20 protein-coding genes are annotated in these 18,310 nt (G+C 62.0%); 12 read left to right on the forward strand and 8 right to left on the reverse strand.

Features of this window, described 5'->3' with window-relative positions:
- Positions 1 to 98: 98 nt before the first annotated feature.
- From M0654_RS02625 to M0654_RS02635, 3 genes are all read left to right on the forward strand, one after another.
- A complete protein-coding gene (locus tag M0654_RS02625; protein WP_248681710.1) occupies positions 99 to 938 on the forward strand; it encodes a BON domain-containing protein in 840 nt (279 codons plus the stop codon).
- A gap of 379 nt (positions 939 to 1,317) precedes the next feature.
- On the forward strand, positions 1,318 to 3,015 hold the full coding sequence (locus M0654_RS02630) for a sensor histidine kinase (protein WP_248681711.1): 1,698 nt from the start codon (positions 1,318 to 1,320) through the stop codon (positions 3,013 to 3,015).
- Positions 3,016 to 3,094: 79 nt separating this feature from the next.
- Positions 3,095 to 4,162 (forward strand): DNA topoisomerase IB, encoded by a 1,068-nt coding sequence (locus tag M0654_RS02635; RefSeq protein WP_248681769.1) that lies wholly within the window; start codon positions 3,095 to 3,097, stop codon positions 4,160 to 4,162.
- Positions 4,163 to 4,183: 21 nt separating this feature from the next.
- On the opposite strand, the gene M0654_RS02640 is transcribed toward M0654_RS02635, so the two are convergent.
- Positions 4,184 to 4,744 carry a type 1 glutamine amidotransferase domain-containing protein gene (locus M0654_RS02640; RefSeq protein WP_118850591.1) on the reverse strand — a complete coding sequence of 187 codons (561 nt, stop codon included), beginning with the start codon at positions 4,742 to 4,744 and terminating at the stop codon, positions 4,184 to 4,186.
- 38 nt (positions 4,745 to 4,782) lie between these two features.
- On the reverse strand, positions 4,783 to 4,980 hold the full coding sequence (locus tag M0654_RS02645) for a hypothetical protein (protein ID WP_248681712.1): 198 nt from the start codon (positions 4,978 to 4,980) through the stop codon (positions 4,783 to 4,785).
- A 220-nt stretch (positions 4,981 to 5,200) separates the two neighbouring features.
- Here M0654_RS02645 and coxB point away from each other — a divergent pair, with 220 nt between their 5' ends.
- The 5 genes from coxB to M0654_RS02670 are packed head-to-tail and all read left to right on the forward strand — an operon-like array spanning position 5,201 to position 10,827.
- Positions 5,201 to 6,223 carry a cytochrome c oxidase subunit II gene (coxB, locus tag M0654_RS02650; protein WP_248681713.1) on the forward strand — a complete coding sequence of 341 codons (1,023 nt, stop codon included), beginning with the start codon at positions 5,201 to 5,203 and terminating at the stop codon, positions 6,221 to 6,223.
- A complete protein-coding gene (gene ctaD, locus M0654_RS02655) occupies positions 6,220 to 8,733 on the forward strand; it encodes a cytochrome c oxidase subunit I (RefSeq protein WP_248681714.1) in 2,514 nt (837 codons plus the stop codon). The genes coxB and ctaD overlap by 4 nt, the downstream gene beginning before the upstream one ends.
- A complete protein-coding gene (locus M0654_RS02660) occupies positions 8,730 to 9,113 on the forward strand; it encodes a hypothetical protein (RefSeq protein WP_248681715.1) in 384 nt (127 codons plus the stop codon). Before ctaD ends, M0654_RS02660 begins: the two co-directional genes overlap by 4 nt.
- Positions 9,110 to 9,766: a cytochrome c oxidase assembly protein gene (locus tag M0654_RS02665; protein ID WP_248681716.1), complete on the forward strand. Its 657-nt coding sequence runs from the start codon at positions 9,110 to 9,112 to the stop codon at positions 9,764 to 9,766. Before M0654_RS02660 ends, M0654_RS02665 begins: the two co-directional genes overlap by 4 nt.
- Positions 9,763 to 10,827 (forward strand): c-type cytochrome, encoded by a 1,065-nt coding sequence (locus M0654_RS02670; protein ID WP_248681717.1) that lies wholly within the window; start codon positions 9,763 to 9,765, stop codon positions 10,825 to 10,827. The genes M0654_RS02665 and M0654_RS02670 overlap by 4 nt, the downstream gene beginning before the upstream one ends.
- Positions 10,828 to 11,068: 241 nt before the next feature.
- Here the strand turns inward: M0654_RS02670 and M0654_RS02675 are convergent, their stop codons facing one another.
- The gene (locus tag M0654_RS02675) at positions 11,069 to 11,332 is read right to left on the reverse strand and encodes a hypothetical protein (protein ID WP_248681718.1); all 264 of its coding nucleotides are present in this window, start codon (positions 11,330 to 11,332) and stop codon (positions 11,069 to 11,071) included.
- 110 nt (positions 11,333 to 11,442) lie between these two features.
- Between M0654_RS02675 and M0654_RS02680 the strand changes: the two genes are divergently transcribed.
- The 3 genes from M0654_RS02680 to glgX all read left to right on the forward strand — a co-directional run bounded on the left by M0654_RS02680 (position 11,443) and on the right by glgX (position 14,125).
- Positions 11,443 to 11,730, forward strand: a complete 288-nt coding sequence (locus M0654_RS02680; RefSeq protein WP_248681719.1) for a hypothetical protein — start codon at positions 11,443 to 11,445, stop codon at positions 11,728 to 11,730.
- Complete coding sequence (locus tag M0654_RS02685) at positions 11,727 to 11,978, forward strand: membrane lipoprotein lipid attachment site-containing protein (protein ID WP_118850582.1); 252 nt, start codon at positions 11,727 to 11,729, stop codon at positions 11,976 to 11,978. The genes M0654_RS02680 and M0654_RS02685 overlap by 4 nt, the downstream gene beginning before the upstream one ends.
- A 68-nt stretch (positions 11,979 to 12,046) precedes the next feature.
- The gene (gene glgX, locus M0654_RS02690; RefSeq protein ID WP_248681720.1) at positions 12,047 to 14,125 is read left to right on the forward strand and encodes a glycogen debranching protein GlgX; all 2,079 of its coding nucleotides are present in this window, start codon (positions 12,047 to 12,049) and stop codon (positions 14,123 to 14,125) included.
- Positions 14,126 to 14,201: 76 nt separating this feature from the next.
- On the opposite strand, the gene glgA is transcribed toward glgX, so the two are convergent.
- A complete protein-coding gene (gene glgA / locus M0654_RS02695) occupies positions 14,202 to 15,686 on the reverse strand; it encodes a glycogen synthase GlgA (RefSeq protein ID WP_248681770.1) in 1,485 nt (494 codons plus the stop codon).
- Between the two features lie 284 nt (positions 15,687 to 15,970).
- Positions 15,971 to 16,489: a DUF2934 domain-containing protein gene (locus tag M0654_RS02700; RefSeq protein ID WP_248681721.1), complete on the reverse strand. Its 519-nt coding sequence runs from the start codon at positions 16,487 to 16,489 to the stop codon at positions 15,971 to 15,973.
- Positions 16,490 to 16,640: 151 nt separating this feature from the next.
- Between M0654_RS02700 and M0654_RS02705 the strand changes: the two genes are divergently transcribed.
- On the forward strand, positions 16,641 to 16,889 hold the full coding sequence (locus M0654_RS02705) for a hypothetical protein (RefSeq protein WP_248681722.1): 249 nt from the start codon (positions 16,641 to 16,643) through the stop codon (positions 16,887 to 16,889).
- A 72-nt stretch (positions 16,890 to 16,961) separates the two neighbouring features.
- Here M0654_RS02705 and M0654_RS02710 read toward each other — a convergent pair whose 3' ends face one another.
- From M0654_RS02710 to M0654_RS02720, 3 genes are all read right to left on the reverse strand, one after another.
- Positions 16,962 to 17,459: a YciE/YciF ferroxidase family protein gene (locus tag M0654_RS02710; protein ID WP_118850578.1), complete on the reverse strand. Its 498-nt coding sequence runs from the start codon at positions 17,457 to 17,459 to the stop codon at positions 16,962 to 16,964.
- A 195-nt stretch (positions 17,460 to 17,654) separates the two neighbouring features.
- Positions 17,655 to 17,819, reverse strand: a complete 165-nt coding sequence (locus M0654_RS02715) for a hypothetical protein (protein ID WP_248681723.1) — start codon at positions 17,817 to 17,819, stop codon at positions 17,655 to 17,657.
- A 199-nt stretch (positions 17,820 to 18,018) separates the two neighbouring features.
- Complete coding sequence (locus M0654_RS02720) at positions 18,019 to 18,213, reverse strand: hypothetical protein (protein WP_248681772.1); 195 nt, start codon at positions 18,211 to 18,213, stop codon at positions 18,019 to 18,021.
- Positions 18,214 to 18,310 lie beyond the last annotated feature (97 nt).

Consider the following 18,310-nt stretch of genomic DNA (forward strand, 5'->3'; position numbering starts at 1 on the left):
CCAGGGAGGAACATTCGGCCATAGGTCCCGTTCGGTCTTTTGTCCTGCTTTTTCGAACCACCTTCGGCAGGGCCAAATCCAAGCTGAGGAGACACGATATGGCCAATGGACCTTATTCCCAGTCGGGCGGGTATAGACACGACCGGATGCGCGATGAGCGCGACCATTCCCGCGACGAATCTTTCCGCGATAGAGACCGCGGCTCCTCCGGTGGCTACCGCCCGGGCGATACGGGTTATGGCAGCGGCTACAGCGCCGGCGACCGCGATGACGACGTGTTCGGCGGCCGCGACACGGATGATCGCTCCCGGTCCTCGCGCTACGGGCGTGGCGAACACTGGGCTGACAACGACTTCGGCCACGAACGCGGTTACGGCGACACCGGCCAGTCCCGCATCTGGGCGCGTGACGCCTATCGCGGCCGTCCGACCTCGTTCAGTTATGATCCGCGCAGCGATCGGGTGAACCAGGTCGAGAACCAGTATTATGGCTCGGACTACGAGCACCGGCAGGATCGCGATTACCGGTACGAGCCGAACGCCCGTTCGCGCTCACAGGGCGACGACCAGCGCGGCCGCTCGTTCATGCAGCGCGCCGGTGATGAAGTGGCATCCTGGTTCGGTGACGAGGATGCCGAGCGCCGCCGCGACATGGACGCCCATCGCGGCAAAGGGCCGAAGGGTTACCAGAGGTCCGACGCGCGCATAGAGGAAGACGTCAACGACCGGCTGAGCGACGATCCGATGCTTGACGCGTCGAATATCAGCGTCACGGTCAGCCAGGCCGAAGTCACCCTCGATGGCTTCGTGTCGAGCCGCGCCGACAAGCGACGCGCTGAAGACCTCGTCGACAACATTTCCGGCGTTCGGCACGTCCAGAACAACCTTCGGGTGGGCGATGGCCAGGCTGGCACAGACTCTGGAGCGCCCGCGATCTAAGACAAAAGCCTCGGCAGGATCGGCGTCTCTCGGATGCCCGGTCCTGCCGAAGATACCCTCCATTTCGTCGTCCACAAATTTCTGCCGCGGGCTCCGGAATTTGCCGGAATGGCGGATATTTGCCTAATGACCCGCCTTGGCCCCATCCCATCCTGTATTGACACGATACAATTCGCCGAGTCGGGCCTGCTTGGGCGCTGATGCGCGTCCGTCTGCTACAGGACACAGACCCATCGCGTGCAATCAATCGCTTGGACAAGGGGCCAAAACCGGTTAGACAGATTTCGCTAATACATTAGCAAAGGGCGGGACACGAATATGGAAACTGCGAACAGGTGGCGCAGGCCCCTGGCTCGTCTTCGTCGGCTAACCGCGCGGAATGATTAGGCTTTCGCGCTTTTTCCCGACCGCTCCGATTGGAGCCTATCTGGTTGCCCTGGTGGCCGGAGTGGCGCTGCCTTTGCTGATCTTCGTTGGTTACCTGATGATGGAGCTGGAGGCCAACGAGCGCGAAATCCTTGCCAATGAGACCGCCGAGGATGCCCAGCTGGTCGCCCGGTCGGTGGACCGCGAATTGCAGGACATGGCAACGACTCTGCGTCTCCTGGTAACCTCTCCGGAGCTCGAACGCGGCGACCTCAAGGCTTTCCACAACCGCACCCAGAACAGCCTGCGGTCCGATTCGCTGTTCGTCCTGGTGGCGGACGCGGACGGCCAGTTGAAGCTCAACACGCGCGTGCCCTTCGACACGCCGCTCGGCAAGACCGGCAACATGCCGGCACTTCAGTCCGTCCTGAAGAACGGGGTGACGGAAGTCTCCAACGTGTTCCGCGGCACGACCAGCGGAAGGCCCGTCTTCAACGTGGCGATGCCGCTGCCGCCGTCCGCCTCCAGGGCCGGTGCTGCCATCATCATCACCCAGAATGCCGATGATCTGCAGAAACTGCTGCCGACGGAAAGTTTGCCGGCCGGATGGTCGTTCGCGGTGGTCGACAGGTCGGGGCATGTGGTGACCTCGCTTGGCGCTCAAAGCCTGGAGCCGGGCAATGCATTCCCGGCTGAAATGCTGAAGCTGATGACCGGCTTCCGCGGCTCGATCCAGGATGTCGATGGCGACGAAATGCAGATGTACGGTTATTCGCAGATCACCGGCTGGACCTGGAAGGCGATCGTCTGGGGGCCCATCGATGCGGCGCAGGCGAGCATTCTTTCCACCTGGCGGCAACTGATTTCCGGCGGGGCGATCTTCCTCACGGTTGCGATGCTGATCGCCTGGCTGGTCGGCCGCCAGCTGCGTTTCCCGATCCGCCAGCTTGCCGAGATGGCGGAGCGCATGGGACAGGGGGAGATCGTCTCTCCCGTTGAAACGAAGATCAAGGAAGCCAACCAGGTCGCGATCGCCCTCTCAAACGCCTCCTTCGATCGCAGTCAGGCGGAGGATCATATCCACCTCATCCTCCATGAATTGGTGCATAGGACGAAGAACATCCTGACGCTTGTGCAGGCGATGATGCGCCAGCTGGCGCGTCAGGACACCAGCATGGAGGAGTTCCAGAAAGCGATCGGCCATCGCCTGCAGGGGCTCGGCAAATCGATCGAGGCGCTGGCGAAGGAACAGTGGGCCGGCGTTTCGATCAGCCGCGTGATCGATGTCCACATGAGCACCTTCGCCGATGTCGCCGACCGGATCGACCTTCAGGGCGAGGATTTTACGCTGAAGGCGGAAGCGGTCCAGAACTTCGGCCTCATCCTGCACGAGCTTGCGACGAACTCGGTGAAGTATGGGGCGCTTTCGGTGCCGCAGGGCAAGGTGCGGATCACATGGCAGGAACTTCCCAGGGATGGCGACGACCTGATGCTGCGGCTGAGCTGGGAAGAGATCGGCGGGCCGGAGGTGGTCGAGCCCTCGCGCACCGGCTTCGGCACCACGATCATCAAGCGCCATGCGGAAGCGGCATTCCAGGGGCAGGTCCAGATAGACTTCTTCCCGCATGGCCTGCGCTGGGTCATGGATGCGCCGCGCGCCTCGTTTGAACGTCTTGAAGCCCCTGTGGGCATAACCGTCGTCGCCGTCTGAGAACCGGAGGTTGTTCGGGGAACGAAGACGCGTGGCTGCCGTTTAAGCGGCCATGGACGCTCTCATCACGCCCCTCGATATCGACCAGGAATCGCTTGAGATCATCGGTCTCAGCTATGTCAGCGACACGGAGCCCGGCATCCGCCGCCTGCGCCGCGGCAAGGGATTTTGTTACAAGCTGCCGGATGGCAAGCTCGTGACGGATGAGGAGGAGCGGCGGCGCATTGCAGCGCTCGGCCTGCCACCAGCCTACGAGAATGTCTGGATCTGCCTGAACCCGCGCGGCCATCTGCAGGCCACAGGTTACGATGCGCGCGGCCGCAAGCAGTACCGCTACCATGTCGATTGGCAGAACCTGCGCAGCGAGCGCAAGTTCGACCAGCTCATGCGGTTCGGTGAGTCCCTGCCACGCATACGCAACAAGGCGAAGCGGGACCTTGCCTCAGGGCTTGATAAATCGGAGGCCGTGCTGGCGGCGATCGTGTCGCTGATGGACGCGACGCATCTGCGCGTCGGCAACAAGGCCTATGCCAAGGAAAACAAGACCTATGGCGCGACCACGCTTCTGAAGCGCCACATGATGCTGTCGGGTGACGCGATCGTGCTGCGCTTCACCGCCAAGGGCGGCAAGAAGGTGCGCCACACGCTCAAACACCCCCGCCTGCAGCGCATCCTGGAAGAGATTGCCGACCTGCCGGGCCGGCAGCTGTTCTCCTGGCCGGATGAAAACGGCGTGCCGCATCCGGTCGATAGCGGGCGGCTCAACGCCTATATCGCCAAGGCCGCGGGGTTTGCCGTGTCTGCCAAGACCTTCCGCACCTGGGGCGGCAGTCTTGCGGCACTGATGGCGGCCTGGGATCACGTGGCGCAGCAGGGTACGGCGCCGAAGGTGAAGCTCATGACCCATGCAGCATCAGAAGCGCTCCACAACACGCCGGCCGTCTGCCGTTCGAGCTATATCCACCCGGCAATCCTTGCGCTGGCGGATGATGTCACGCCGCTCCAGACGGTGATGGCGGCACGGCCGGTGGTGAACGGGCCGAAGGGCCTTCGCGCTAACGAACGCCGGCTCCTTGCCTTCCTGCAGGAAACCACGGCTTCCCCGGAACAAGAAAAGGCCGCCGGCGTCGAAACGCAAGCGGCCTGAAGGCTTTCGTCGATCTTGCTTTTAAGCTGCCCGCCGGTTGTGGCGGCCTTCGCGGACTTCCTCGACGATCTTGTCCACGAACTGGGGCAGGTCCTTTGGCGAGCGGGACGTGATGATCCCGGCATCCACCACGACCGCTTCATCCTTCCACGAGGCACCTGCATTGCGCAGGTCTGTGCGGATGGAAGCATAGGAGGTTGCCTTTCGGCCACGCAGCGCATCGGCTTCAACCAGAAGCCATGGGCCGTGGCAGATGGCGGCAACGGGCTTGCCGCTCTTCACGAAATCGCGCACCACCTGCACGGCCTCTTCATTGGCGCGCAGGACATCCGGGTTGATCTGCCCGCCCGGAAGCACGAGTGCGTCGAACTCCTCGGCCTTGACGTTCTTTGCCTCGAGATCGACAGGCACCGTGTCGCCCCAATCCTTCTCGTCCCAGCTCTTGATTTCGCCGGTCTTGATGGATGCGATCTTCACCGTCGCGCCACGCTTGCGCAGTTCCTCAAGCGGAACCCGCAGTTCGGAGCGCTCATATCCATCGGTTGCGAGAATAAGGATATTGGCAGCTTCGATATTGGTCATGCTGTCTCCTTGTTGGTCAGTTTCTTCTTCTCCCGGCCTTAGAGGCGGCCGGTGGACAGGTCCCTGCCGTTGATGGAGGCTGGAACGCTGATTTCGTCATGCGGGGACTTGGGTAAGGGCAGAAACACCGAGGCAGGCACCGCGACCTGCGGGCCATGTCCCTGAGCATCCGCCAGGGACCCGCTGTCCCCGCGAACCGCCAGCGGTTTCTTCACCGTGTCGTAGTAGTTCTGCATGATCGCTCTCCCGTTGCGAACCAGGGGCGTCATGCCCCCAATGGTATGAGAACCCAGCGCTTCCCAAATCGTTCCACATTTTTGTCCGTCCGTTAAGGAAAGTGATCGAGCGGCAGGAACAAATCCCCCTGATGCGCGTTTGACGCTGAATGTTCTGGGGACAGTGAGATGGGTTCAGGCGCGCATGGGCGATAGTGGTTTGACGGAGCGCCGCCGGCCAGTGTCCGTGAACATCAGCCTTTGCCATGACGCGCGTCCCTCTCGACCGCACAGCCTTTATCTCCTCTTCCCCATTCTCCTTCTCACCGGCTGCTCCGGCGTGCAGTCGGCGCTTGACCCGGCGGGCCGCGAGGCCGCCGACGTCGCGACGCTGTCTTTCGTCATGTTCATCGGTGGCGCACTCATCTGGACCGGCGTGGTGACGCTGCTGCTCTATGCCTCGTCGCGGCGGAAGCAGGTCTATCCGGAGAAGAAGGCGGGCAGGCTCATCCTCTGGGGTGGTGTCGCGTTCCCGGTCATCACCCTCGGCCTGCTTCTTTCTTATGCCGTCTGGCTGATGCCGAATGTCCGCCCGTGGTTCCAGGGCCAGGACGAGGAGTTGCGGCGCATTGAAGTCACTGGCGAACAGTTCTGGTGGCGGGTGCGTTATCCGGAAGAAGGCGGCGAGGCTGCGATCGAGACGGCCAACGAGATTCGTATTCCGGTGGGGGAAAGGGTGTTGTTCCTGCTTGATGCGCCGGATGTCATCCACTCCTTCTGGATCCCGGTGCTCGGTGGCAAGATGGACATGATCCCCGGCCGCCAGAACCGGTTGACGCTGCAGGCCGAGCGCCCCGGCACCTATCGCGGCGTCTGCGCCGAATTCTGCGGCACCTCCCATGCATTGATGGCCTTCACCGTGGAAGCCATGGAGCCTGACGCTTTCCGGGCCTGGCTCGCCGCGCGGCGCAATGCCTCCGGGTCGCAGGATGCCGAAGGACTTGCCCTGTTCCTAAGGCACGGTTGTTCAGCCTGCCACACGATCTCCGGCACGGAGGCCCGCGGCACGATTGGCCCGAACCTGACTGCCTACGGTGCCCGTGGTTCGGTCGCAGCCGGCTCGCTTGAAAACACGACGGAAAACATCGCCCGCTTCATCCGCCAGCCGGATGCCATCAAGCCGGGCGTCTTCATGCCGCATTATTCCATGCTGCCGGAGGCCGAAATTAACCGTATCGCCGCTTACCTGAAGGGGCTCCAATGACCGTCGAGCTCGGAGATTTTTCGCCAGAGGAGCGGGCCGCGCAGGAGGAGCGCCTTCGCAAGGTATGGGAGACGCCGAAGGGGATCCGCTACTGGACCTCGGTCAACAACAGCGAAATCGGCCTCTGGTACGGCATGACCGCCTTCGGCTTCATGCTGTTTGCCGGTCTGCTTGGGCTCCTCATCCGCCTGCAACTGGCGGTGCCGCAAAACGACCTCATCTCCGCCGAGATCTTCAATCAGGCCTTCACCCTGCATGGCACGGTGATGATGTTCCTGTTTGCCGTGCCGATCTTCGAGGCGGTGGCGATCTTCCTGCTGCCGTCCATGCTCGGCGCCCGCGAACTGCCGTTCCCGCGGCTCTCGGCCTTCGGCTTCTGGAGCTTCCTTCTCGGCGGCGTCTTCGTCTGCGGCTCGATCTTCTTCAATGCAGCGCCCAATGCCGGCTGGTTCATGTATCCGCCGCTTGCAACGAACAAGGAGCAGGCGGGCATCGGCGCAGATATCTGGTTGCTTGGCCTGTCCTTCATCGAAGTCGCCTCGATTGCCGCGGCGGTCGAGATCATCGTCGGTATCATGAAATGTCGGGCACCCGGCATGCGCATCAACATGATGCCGATGTTTGCCTGGTACCTGCTGGTGGTGGCCGGGATGATCCTGTTTGCCTTCCCGCCGCTAATTGCCGGCGACATCCTCTTCGAGATGGAGCGGATGTTCGACTGGCCGTTCTTCGATCCGTCACGCGGCGGCGATCCGTTGCTGTGGCAGCACCTTTTCTGGATCTTCGGCCACCCGGAGGTCTACATCATCTTCCTGCCGGCGATCGCGCTAATGGCGATGATCGTGCCGACCTTCGCGCAGCGGCCGATCGTCGGTTATTCCTGGATCGTGCTGGCGGCTGTCGGGACCGGGTTCCTGAGCTTCGGGCTGTGGGTGCACCACATGTTTACGACCGGGATGCCGCAGATCTCGCTCGCCTTCTTCTCGGCCGCGTCGGAAGCCGTGGCGATCCCGACTGGCGTGCAGATCTTCGTCTTCATCGCCACCATGCTGGCCGGCCGTGTGATCTTTTGCGTGCCCATGCTGTTTGGCGCCGGCGGCCTCATCATCTTCATAATCGGCGGCCTCACGGGCGTCATGGTGGCGGTCGTGCCGTTCGACTGGCAGGCGCACGACACCTATTTTATCGTGGCGCACCTGCATTACGTGCTGATCGGCGGGATGCTGTTTCCGGTGGTCGCCGGCATCTATTATTACTTCCCGTTCGTCACCGGCAAGAAGCTCTCCGACGCCTGGGGCAAGGCGGCCTTCTGGCTGATGTTCACCGGCTTCAACATCGCGTTTTTCCCGATGCACTTTTCCGGCCTGAGGGGCATGCCGCGGCGTGTCTTCACCTACCCGGAAGACATCGGCTGGGACTGGTTCAACCTGATCTCGACCGTCGGTGCCTTCATCTTCGCAGCCGGTGTGGCAACCTTCGTCATTGATATCTTCCGCCCGAAGCCGAAGCCTGCGGAGCGCAATCTGAACCCCTGGAATTCCGGCACGCTGGAATGGACGAACGATCCGGACGAGAGCTGGGGCATGCGCTCGGTGCCGATCATCACCAGCCGCTACCCGCTGTGGGACCAGCCGAACCTGCAGGCCGATATCGAAGCGGGCCGCTTCTACCTTCCGGATGCGAAATCGGGCAAGCGCGAGACGCTGGTGACCTCGGTTCTCGATGCCGAGCCCATCCAGTGCCTTCGCGTCGGCGGCGTGTCCTATGTGACGATCATCGCGGCCATGGCGCTTGGCGGTGTGTTCATTGCGCTCACCTACCACTGGTGGATCACGACGATCATCTGCGCCATCATCACCTTCATTGCCATCATCGTCTGGCTGTGGACCGGCACCGGACAGATCCCCGAAGCGCCGGAAATGGATGTCGGGCTTGGCCTGAAGCTGCCGATCTACGTCTCCGGCCCGGCCTCGGTCGGCTGGTGGGCGATGTTCATCACCATGGTGGGTGACGGCACCGCCTTTGGCAGCCTCGTCTTCGGCTATTTCTTCTACTGGACCATCCATGACGACTTCGCCGTCACCTCAGGCCCAGGCCTCTTCTGGCCGATGCTGGCGCTGGTCCTCTTTATCGTCGCCTGGGGGCTCACGCTGCTGGCGCGGCAACTCAACGAGAAGGGGCCGCTTGCCACCCGCCTGGTGCTGGTCCTGGCGGTCCTCGTCAGCATCGCCGCATCGATGGCAGGTTTGGCCGGGCCTTACCTCCACGGCATGGATCCCACCTCGCATGTTTATCCGGCGATCGTCTGGGTGCTGGTGATCTGGACCGTGACACATGGCGTGCTGGGTGCGGTCATGCATCTGTACTGCCTCGCCCGCAGCCTCGCGGGCCGCATGACGGCGGAATACGATCAGGACATCCGCAATGTCGCGCTCTACTGGCACTTCACGGCCGTTACCGCGCTTACGACCTTCGCCGTCATCGGCTTCTTTCCGCTGGTGCTGTCATGAAGAGTGTCATTCCCCGCGAGATCGAAACCCTCTGGACGCTGTTCACGGCACCTGTGGTGTGGGCGCTGCATTTCGTCATCTGTTACGTGCTGGCCGCGATCTTCTGCGCCAAGCGGCTGCCGGAAACCTTCACCTTCGACACGGTGCGCATCTGGCTGCTGGTCATCACCCTCGTTGCGCTCGCCATGATCGTGCTGTCGGCCTATCTTGCCTGGCGCCAGTGGGGTTACGGCAAGGGCGATCCGCCGCATGACGAGCCTACCCGCGAAGAACGCCGACACTTCCAGGGGTTTGCGACGCTGCTGCTTTCGGGCCTGAGCTTCGTGGCGGTGATCTATGTCGCGATCCCCTTGTTCTTCATCGCGGAGTGCCAGCCATGAAGAAGGCATCGCTCGTCGCCGGCCTGCTGCTCCTCCTCGTGCTTTGGGCGGGGCTGCTGCCCTTTGCCGACCGGACGTCGTTCTCCGTCCACATGATCGTCCATATGGGTGTGGTGGCCGGCGCCGCGCCGCTGATCGGTATAGGTCTCTCCGGCACGCGCTTCGACTTCACGCAGAGCCAAAGGTGGATCACGCCGCTGACCGGCTCGGTGCTGGAGCTCTTCGCCGTCTGGACATGGCATGTACCGGCGATGCGCGCCCTGTCGGAAAGCTCTGCGCTCATCGCGGCGGCAGAGCAGGCGGTCTTCCTTGCCGCTGGCCTGACGCTCTGGCTCTCCTGTCTTGGCGGCGCTGCAAGCGGCCGCGAGGAGCGCAGGCTCGCCGGCACCTTCGGGCTCATCTTCACTTCCATGCACATGACGCTGCTTGGCGCCTTGCTGGCGCTGTCGCCGCGTCCGCTCTATGGGGATGGCATTGTCAGCTGCTTCGGTATCACCTTGTCTGCCCATACGGACCAGCAGGCCGGCGGCGTGGTCATGCTGCTTGTCGGCGCAGTCGTTTACCTCGCCGGCGGGGTGGCGCTGCTGGCGCAGACGCTAAATTCGCCGCTTGCGGCGCCAACGAACCAGCCGGGAGGCAGGCCGCGCCCATGACGATCCGCTGGAAACACCTGATCATCCTCATCATCGTGCTGCCGCTCTTGGGGCTCGCCTTCGCCTGGTCAGGGATGATGGGTATTCGCGCCAGCACCGGGCACTGGGGCGTGACCGACTGGTTCCTGCATTGGGCCATGCGCAACTCCGTCGGCACGGCAGCGCTCGGTGTCGAGGCGCCGCCGCTGGACGATCCGGCGCGACTGCCGCCTGCGGCAGGTCATTACGAAACCGGCTGCGCCATCTGCCATGGCTCGCCGGCCAGTCCGCGTCCGGACTCGGTTCTCGCCATGCTGCCGCCGCCGCCGGACCTCAAGCAAGTCGTGCCGCAATGGACGGACGCGGAGCTGTTCGAGATCGTCAAGCACGGCGTGCGGTATACCGGCATGCCGGCCTGGCCGAGCCAGGCGCGTGACGATGAGGTCTGGGGCATGGTGGCCTTCATCCGCAGACTGCCGGAGATGGACGCGCGGACTTACATTCAACTCTCGGGGCTGCGGACCTCTGGCATGGCTGGCGCCGTTTCGCCGCTACCGATCACCTGCGAAAGCTGCCACGCCCAAAACCGGCTTGATGGCAAGAGCGTGATCCCGAACATTGCCGGCCAGTCGGAAGCCTATCTTCTGGAGAGTCTCAAGGCTTATGCCGAGGGCAGGCGCCAGAGCGGCGTGATGCAGCTCGCCGTGAGCGCGATGGATCCCGCCACGTTCCCGGAGCTGGCGCGCCATTTCGCGTCGCAAGCCTCGCAGCAGTCAGCAGATGATGCAGCAGCGTCAGAGCTGGTGGAGAAGGGGCGGATTCTTGCGGAAACCGGGCGCCCTGCGGACAAGGTGCCTGCTTGCCTCAGCTGTCATGAGAAGGCGGATGGAAACCCGGTTTATCCCCACTTGTCCGGTCAGCCGGCGCCATATCTGGAGCGGCAGCTTCACCTGTTTCGTGGGGGAACCCGAGGCGGGACGTCCTACAGCCACCTCATGGTCGAGGCAGCAAAGTACCTGAAGGAGGGTGATATGGCGGCGCTTGCCGCATATTTTGCAGGCCGCAAGGGGAGTGGTCCCTGATCACTCAGAGCCTCATCCGTCCCCTCCAGCGTCCCCTCTATTTCCACAGGGAGACGTTGATCAGACAGGCACGACCATCATGTAGCAGGCTGCAATCACAAGCATGAACCCTGCTGCTTCCACCCATTCCCGGACCATCGTCGCCTCCATCATTGCTGTGGTAGATGAACGAGAGAGGCCCATAGTGGTTCCACAAATCCGCCTTAAACGTGGCAAGATTGCCTTAAATCTAAATTAGCGGTTAATTGTCCGCCGCCGCCCGGGCCCGCGCCGCCTCCAGGATGGAGCGAACCTCACGCGCCATGGCGTTTTGCGTAGCAAACGCAGTCTCCGGCAGGGCGCCCGGATCTTCCTCATTGTCCTTGAACGTCGCGTCGTCGCGCAGCTTGCGCAGGAAGGACGTAATGGTCACCTCGCCGCCGATCATGGCTGCAAGCATCTCGATCATCAGTTCCCGGTGCGCGTTGATCCGGCCTTCCAGCTCCTCTGGCGTCAATGCAGACATGGCTCCCTCCTTCAAGATTTCCCACGTCCCCATGACATAGGCGCAAGGAGCGGGGAGGGAACAATCGCTGCGACGGAAAGTTGACCCCTGCACAAGACACGGAGGAAGCCATGGCAGAATTTGCCAGAACAGGCGATGGCGAGCCGGAGCGCGATGTCAGGGATCGGTTGATCCTGGCGCTTTATGCGCAGCTCAAGGCGGAGCGGCAAACGCGAGAAGCACTGGAATACGTGATCCGCGAAGGCGCGCTGGCGCCCGAGGTGCTGGAAGCGATTGCCGGTGACCCCGTCCCCGTCGCAGCAGCGGAAGATGTCGCTGCCGTCGAGAAAGTTATCGCCCTTGATGCCCGCCGCCGGCAGGCTGCTTACAAGAAGTTTTCCGGAGAAGACCATAAATGAAACGTCTCATCATCGCCTTGTCGTCCGTCGTCCTGCTCAGCGCCTGTGGTGACAGCGGCGAAAACCAGAGCGACCCGATCAACAACAACCCGCCAGCGCAATCCGGCACGACGCAGACGGCACCGGCCGATCGCGATCCGACGCCGCAGTCTGGAACCGGCGGCCAAAGCCCGGTTACGTCACCGTCCGGCACCACGCAGACCGCGCCTGGAAACAACACGCCGCCGGGCGGCACCGGCAACCCGTAAATTCCCCGGTCAACGGAACGATTTCGCGTGTCGCGCCATTATCTGGCGAAACTTTCACAAGGTGCGGCATGGACACGAAATCAACTCATCTCTCCATCGAACCCGGTTCCTGGGTTCAGCTGGGAGCCAACTACGATGGCGAAGGTGTCAACTTCGCCATTTTTTCCGCGCATGCGGAGCGGGTCGAACTTTGCCTCTACGATCCGAGCGGCAAGGTCGAAATCGCACGGATGGACATGCCGGAATACACCCACGAGATCTGGCATGGTTACGTGCCTGGCCTGAAGCCGGGGGCGCTTTACGGCTACCGCGTGCACGGTCCGTATGACCCGGAAAACGGCCATCGCTTCAACCCGAACAAGTTGCTCGTCGACCCTTACGCACGCGAACTGGTGGGCGAGGTGGAGTGGAACGACGCGCATTTCGCCTATGATCTGCTGCACCCCGACAAGGATTTGACCTTCGATGAGCGTGACAGCGGACCGTTCACGCCAAAGTGCCGGGTGATCGACCCCAACGAATTCGACTGGCAGGACAAGAACCGCCCGTCGATCAGCTGGCCGTCGACCGTCGTCTACGAAACACATGTCAAAGGCTTCACGCAGCTGAACTCGGCGATCCCGAAGGAACTGCGCGGCACTTTCGAAGGCATGGGCCACAAGGCGTCGGTGGAATATATCAAGGCGCTCGGGATCACCTCGGTCGAGCTTCTTCCCATCCATTATTTCCCGGACGACCAGCACCTGCTCGACAAGGGGCTGAAGAACTTCTGGGGCTACAATACGCTGGGTTTCTTCTCACCGGCGCCGCGTTATTACGGGCCGCGGGGCATCCAGGGCTTCCGCGACATGGTGCGCAGCTTCCATGATGCCGGCATCGAAGTGATCCTCGACGTGGTCTACAACCACACCTGCGAGGGCAACGAGCTTGGCCCAACGCTGTCGTTCAAGGGTATCGACAACTTCTCCTATTACCGGACGATGCCGGACCAGCACCGCTACTACATCAACGACACCGGCACCGGGAACACGGTCAACACCTCGCATCCGCGCGTGCTGCAGATGATACTGGATTCGCTGCGCTACTGGACGGAGTCCATGCATGTCGACGGTTTCCGCTTCGACCTTGGCACCATCCTCGGTCGCGAGCCGGAGGGCTTTGACGAGCGCGGCGGCTTCTTCGATGCGGTGACGCAGGATCCGGTCCTTTCCAAGGTCAAGCTCATCGGCGAACCTTGGGACATCGGTCCCGGCGGTTACCAGGTCGGTGGCTTCCCACCGGGTTGGGCCGAGTGGAACGACAAGTATCGCGACACGGTACGCGAATACTGGAAGGGCACCAACGTCTCGACCGATTTCGCCGCGCGCCTGCTCGGTTCCGGTGACCTCTACGACCAGCGTGGCCGTCGCCCCTGGGCAAGCGTCAACTTCATTGCCGCCCATGACGGCTTCACCCTGAACGACCTCGTGTCCTACAACGAGAAGCACAACGACGATAACGGCGAAGACAACAACGACGGCCACAACGACAACCGCTCCTACAACTATGGTGCGGAAGGTCCGACGGACGACGGGGGCATCAACGCCGTGCGCGAGCGCCAGAAGCGCAACTTCCTCGCCACGCTGTTCTTCTCGCACGGCACGCCGATGCTGCTTGCCGGTGATGAATTTGGCCGCAGCCAGATGGGCAACAACAACGGTTATTGCCAGGACAGCGACATCTCCTGGGTCCATTGGGACGACCTGCCGGAGGCTTGCGAGGACCTGCGTGAGTTCACCCGCCGGATCATCCAGCTGCGCCGCGAGCAGCCGCTGCTGCGCCGTGAAAACTGGCGCGACGGCATGGAGATCAAGTGGTTCAACGCTGGCGGTGGTTTCCAGGAGCCGCACCAGTGGGACGAGGGCTCGACGCTCGGGCTCTATATCGGCCGCCCGGATCTCAAGGTGGAGGAGGGGATCTGGCACGACGTCCTGCTGCTCTTCAACCCGTTTGAAGGCAATGTGCCGTTCCGAATCCCGCAGTTCGGCGAAGGCGGCTGGGTGCTGGAACTGACGACCTCGGACATCAGCAAGCATGGCCTAATCATCACCAAGGAAAAGGACTTCGAGCTCGAAGGCCGAAGCCTCGCCCTGTTCCGGCGGCCGTAACACGGCCGCCCACGAGGGCAGAAGAAAACCGGCCGCGAGGCCGGTTTTTTTCATGCGCTGAATAATGCTGGAAAGATCAGATTGTCGCGCGGCGGATGCTGGCCCGGTCGAAGGCGGCGTTGCCGGCCTTGCGCACGAGGTTGGCGTAGACAGCCGCATATTGCTGCGCGCTCCGCTCCCAGGAGAACTTCGCCTTCATGCCCTGGTTCTGCAGGCGCGCCCACATCTTGGGCTCCTGGAAGGCATGCATGGCGCGGCGCAGCGCCAGCCGCAGCCCATCCGTCGTAACCGGGTGGAACTGGAAGCCGGTGGCCACCCGCGCCGACATTGCCGCATCATTGGCATCGATGATGGTTTCGGAAAGCCCGCCGGTGCGCGATACCACCGGCACGCATCCGTAGCGCAACGCGTAAAGCTGGGTGAGGCCGCATGGCTCGAAGCGTGACGGCTGGACGATCGCATCCGATCCGCCATGGATCAGGTGGGCCGTCGGTTCGTCGTAACCGACATGCACCGCCATCTGGCCCGGATGCCGGGCAGCCGTGTTGATCAGCGCCTGCTCGATGTCCTTGTCACCCTGGCCGAAGACGATCACCTGGCCGCCATTGCCGATCACCTCGTCCGCCGTATCGGCGAACATGTCGAAGCCCTTCTGCCAGGTGAGACGGCTCACTGCCGAAAAGACCGGCCCCTTGCAAGATGGGTCGAGACCGAACCGGTGCTGCAACGCCGTGCGGTTGTCTCGCTTGCGGCGCAGGCTGCCGACATCATAGTTGCGGGGAAGGTATGGATCGGTTGCCGGATCCCAGATTTCGAGGTCGATGCCGTTGACGATGCCGCGCAGTACCGCCACGCGTGCGTTCAACACGCCGTCGAGGCCCATGCCAAAACGTGGCGTCAGGATCTCGCGCGCGTAGGTCGGGCTGACGGTGGTGATCGCATCGGCCGTCTGCAGGCCGCCCTTCAGGAAGCTGATATCGCCGAAATATTCCAGCTGATCGAGCGAGTAGGCACGCGGCGACAGGCGCAACTCGCCGAGCAGGCCCGCCGAATACTGGCCCTGGAAGGCGAGGTTGTGGATCGTCAGCACCACCGGCGTTTTGCAGCCGCGCTCGCGCATGTAGACCGAGGTCAGCGCCGACTGCCAGTCATGGGTGTGGACCAGATCCGGTACCCAACCCTGCAGCACGCCATTGGCGATCTCGGCGGCGGCAAGCGAAAGGACTGCAAAGCGCTTCCAGTTGTCGTGGTGATCGATCCCATGTTCATCGACGTAAGGTCCGCCGGGGCGGTCATACAGCGACGGTGCATCGAGCACGAAAAGGCTCAAGCCTTCCACGCGCGTATGCAGCAGACAGGCGCGTTCGCCGAGGAGATCGTCGAAGGTCAGCAGCGGCATGGCGCTCTTCAGCTGCGCCATCACCTTCGGATAACCGGGCACGATCGTCGTGGTGTCGACATTGAGCGCGTTCAAGGCTTTCGGAAGGGAGCCGGTAACGTCTGCCAGGCCGCCGGTCTTGATGAGGGGAAATATCTCTGAAGTAACCGATAAAATCTTCATACGCGGTGCCCGTTTGTCCGGGCCTGCACCCATTTCGCGACCCGGCACAACGTGCTGATCGCCGTTACCGATGTCGACCGAAGCGTAAGCGTTCATCGTGCTTTCCTCCGCCTCCAGGCGCTTGCATCTTGAAGAACCATTGGCGGGTAGCCAACGTTCCAGCGCTTCGACAGAGGGGAGGAATTTAACGCGTAAGCCATTCGCTGATGTCCAAGGCAAAGATAGACTGTGCCGCGGCAGAACATGTCGCCGCGGCCGTTCGATCACTGGTCGATCGGTTGGATCTAGCCGGCTGCGCCAGCCGAAACCTTCTTGGAGCGCTTCTTTTCTGGCCCTACGGCTTCCGGCATTGCAGCCTGGGCCTTGGAGCCTGCCTTAGCAGAAGAACTTTTCTTGTCAGTGGCGCCCGTCTTGGCTGGCGATGCGGGTTTCGCAGCCTTGGAACGCGCGGGCTTGGCAGCGTCGTCGTCAGGCGCCTCACCCAGTGCCGCATCAACGGTCGCTGCAGCAGCTTTTGCAGTCGGTTTCCTGGATTGTGCCTTGGAGCCTGAACCGGAGGAGGCGGGTTTGGAAGCACCGCCCTTTGAGGAAGCTGAGCTTTTTGCGCTCGAAGCCTTGGTGGTCTTGGATGCGCCGGCGCTCTTCTTGCCCTTGGCCGCTCCCGTCGATGCAGCGGATCCAAGTGCAGCATATTCGCGTGTCGCTCTATCCCAGTGCTCCTGGTCCTTGCCTGACGGATAGCCTTCTTCTTCCCAGAGCGCGTATGCGCGCTGCCTGATCCACTTTTCTTCGGAGTCTGCCATTATTGTCTCCATTCGCCCGATCGTGAAACGGCAATGGTGGCAAAAGGTTCCGGCCGCGAATGAAAAAATAGCGGCCATCCAAGCAGGTTGTTGATGTTGATGAGGAACCTTTTCCTAGCTCCCGCGTTGCGTGGCCGGGAAGGAGACAATCATGGAACGTTACTGCGATATCATTCCGCACGCGACCGGCTGGGTCTATGTGATCGACGGGGTGCAGTCCGCATCCTGCTACCACACCTACGATCTGGCCATGGATGCCGCAAAGGCACACATTGCCCGCAGCATGGGCGCGAAGGACAAGATCTTCCGTCGCCAGGCGCTCAATGGAGAGATGCTGCCGGTCTCGGTGATCGCCAGAGGCCAAGCGGGGGCGATACCCCGAAGCCCTCTCTCTCAATAAGCAAGCAACAAAAAAGCCCGGTCAAACCGGGCTTTTCCATATCAGGGCCAGGGTGAACCCGCCCCTTCAAAGTCAGGCGGCCTTCTGGCCCGCTGCATTGACAGCCGACTCGGCGAGCATCGTAAGAGCCTCGTCGGTCTTGCTTTCTTCGGCGAGCGTTTCTTCGAGGAGCTTCACCGCGTCCTTCATGCCGAGCTGCTTGGCCCAGGAGCGAAGCGTGCCGTAGCGGCTGATCTCGTAGTGTTCGACAGCCTGGGCTGCTGCAAGCAGACCAGCGTCCAGCGCCGGCGTGCCCTTGAACTCTTCCATGACCTCTTCGCCTTCGGAGATGATGCCTTCGATGGCATCGCAGGTCTTGCCCTGGGCACGCTTGCCAATGATTTCGAAGATCTGCTTCAGGCGTTCGATCTGGCCTTCGGTTTCTTCCTTGTGCTTTTCGAAAGCGGCCTTCAGCTTCTGGTCCTGGGCACCACGTGCCATCTTCGGCAGAGCCTTCAGGATCTGACGCTCGGCGTAGTAGATATCCTTGAGAGTTTCATAGAACAGGTCGTCGAGGGTCTTCGTTGCCATTGATCTCTCCTTGAGGTGATTGGTCTGGGTGTGTTTCCCAGGCCAGTTAACCCCACAGACAAAGGAAAGTTCCTCGCGGCGCAGACCTGCGGCGAGATTCATTTTCTTGATGATCGATCCCGGTAATCGGACAAAGCCGGGTTTTGGAGGCCGGGGCCCAGGCGCCACGGTAGCGATAGTCAGGTCGCCAGGGCCTTAGGCTTTTTCGCCAAGCGCCTTTTGCAGTTCGCGCGCCAGTTCAAGCAGACGATCCGGAACTTCTTCTTTTTCAATTTCGTTCAGGAGCACCGAAACCTGACGATTGACGCGTCGTCCGATCCTTGTCTCCTGATCCGTCACCGGACTGCTTTGCTTCGCCATCCCGACCTCTGAGGTAATCGATGCTCGGCCACCCTAGCCGAAAGTATCCGCCCTGCTCAAACCCTACGCTGTCCTCCTTACAGCAAGATGGTTAACTTCGGATATCCCGAAAAAGTCACAGAGGATAAATCAATTAAGGCGACTTCCTATTCCGGAAGCCGCCCGTTTTGTTCCAATCCAGTGTCGGAAGGGATGATTTTTAGCGTTTGGGTGGCGGCGGAGTGCCGGCCGGGATGGATGTCACCGTGGTGGCGACCGGGTCGCTTGCGGGGAAGGTGTCTTCCAGTCCTTCTTCGAGCTGTTCTTCGAGATCCTGCCCGTTGCCACGCTCGCGAGCGGACTCTTCCGTCGTCTTGCCCTGCTCTTTTGTCGGTGAATTTGGCGTGCTCGTCATTTTGACCTCCTTACGTAACAGGGCGGAAACGGCTTGCCATCGGCGTTGGTTCCGGAACCGCGGCGGGCGGTTGCGGGTTGATCCGGCAAAGAAGGAG

This window comes from Neorhizobium turbinariae (assembly GCF_023223505.1).
Lineage (GTDB): Bacteria > Pseudomonadota > Alphaproteobacteria > Rhizobiales > Rhizobiaceae > Neorhizobium > Neorhizobium turbinariae.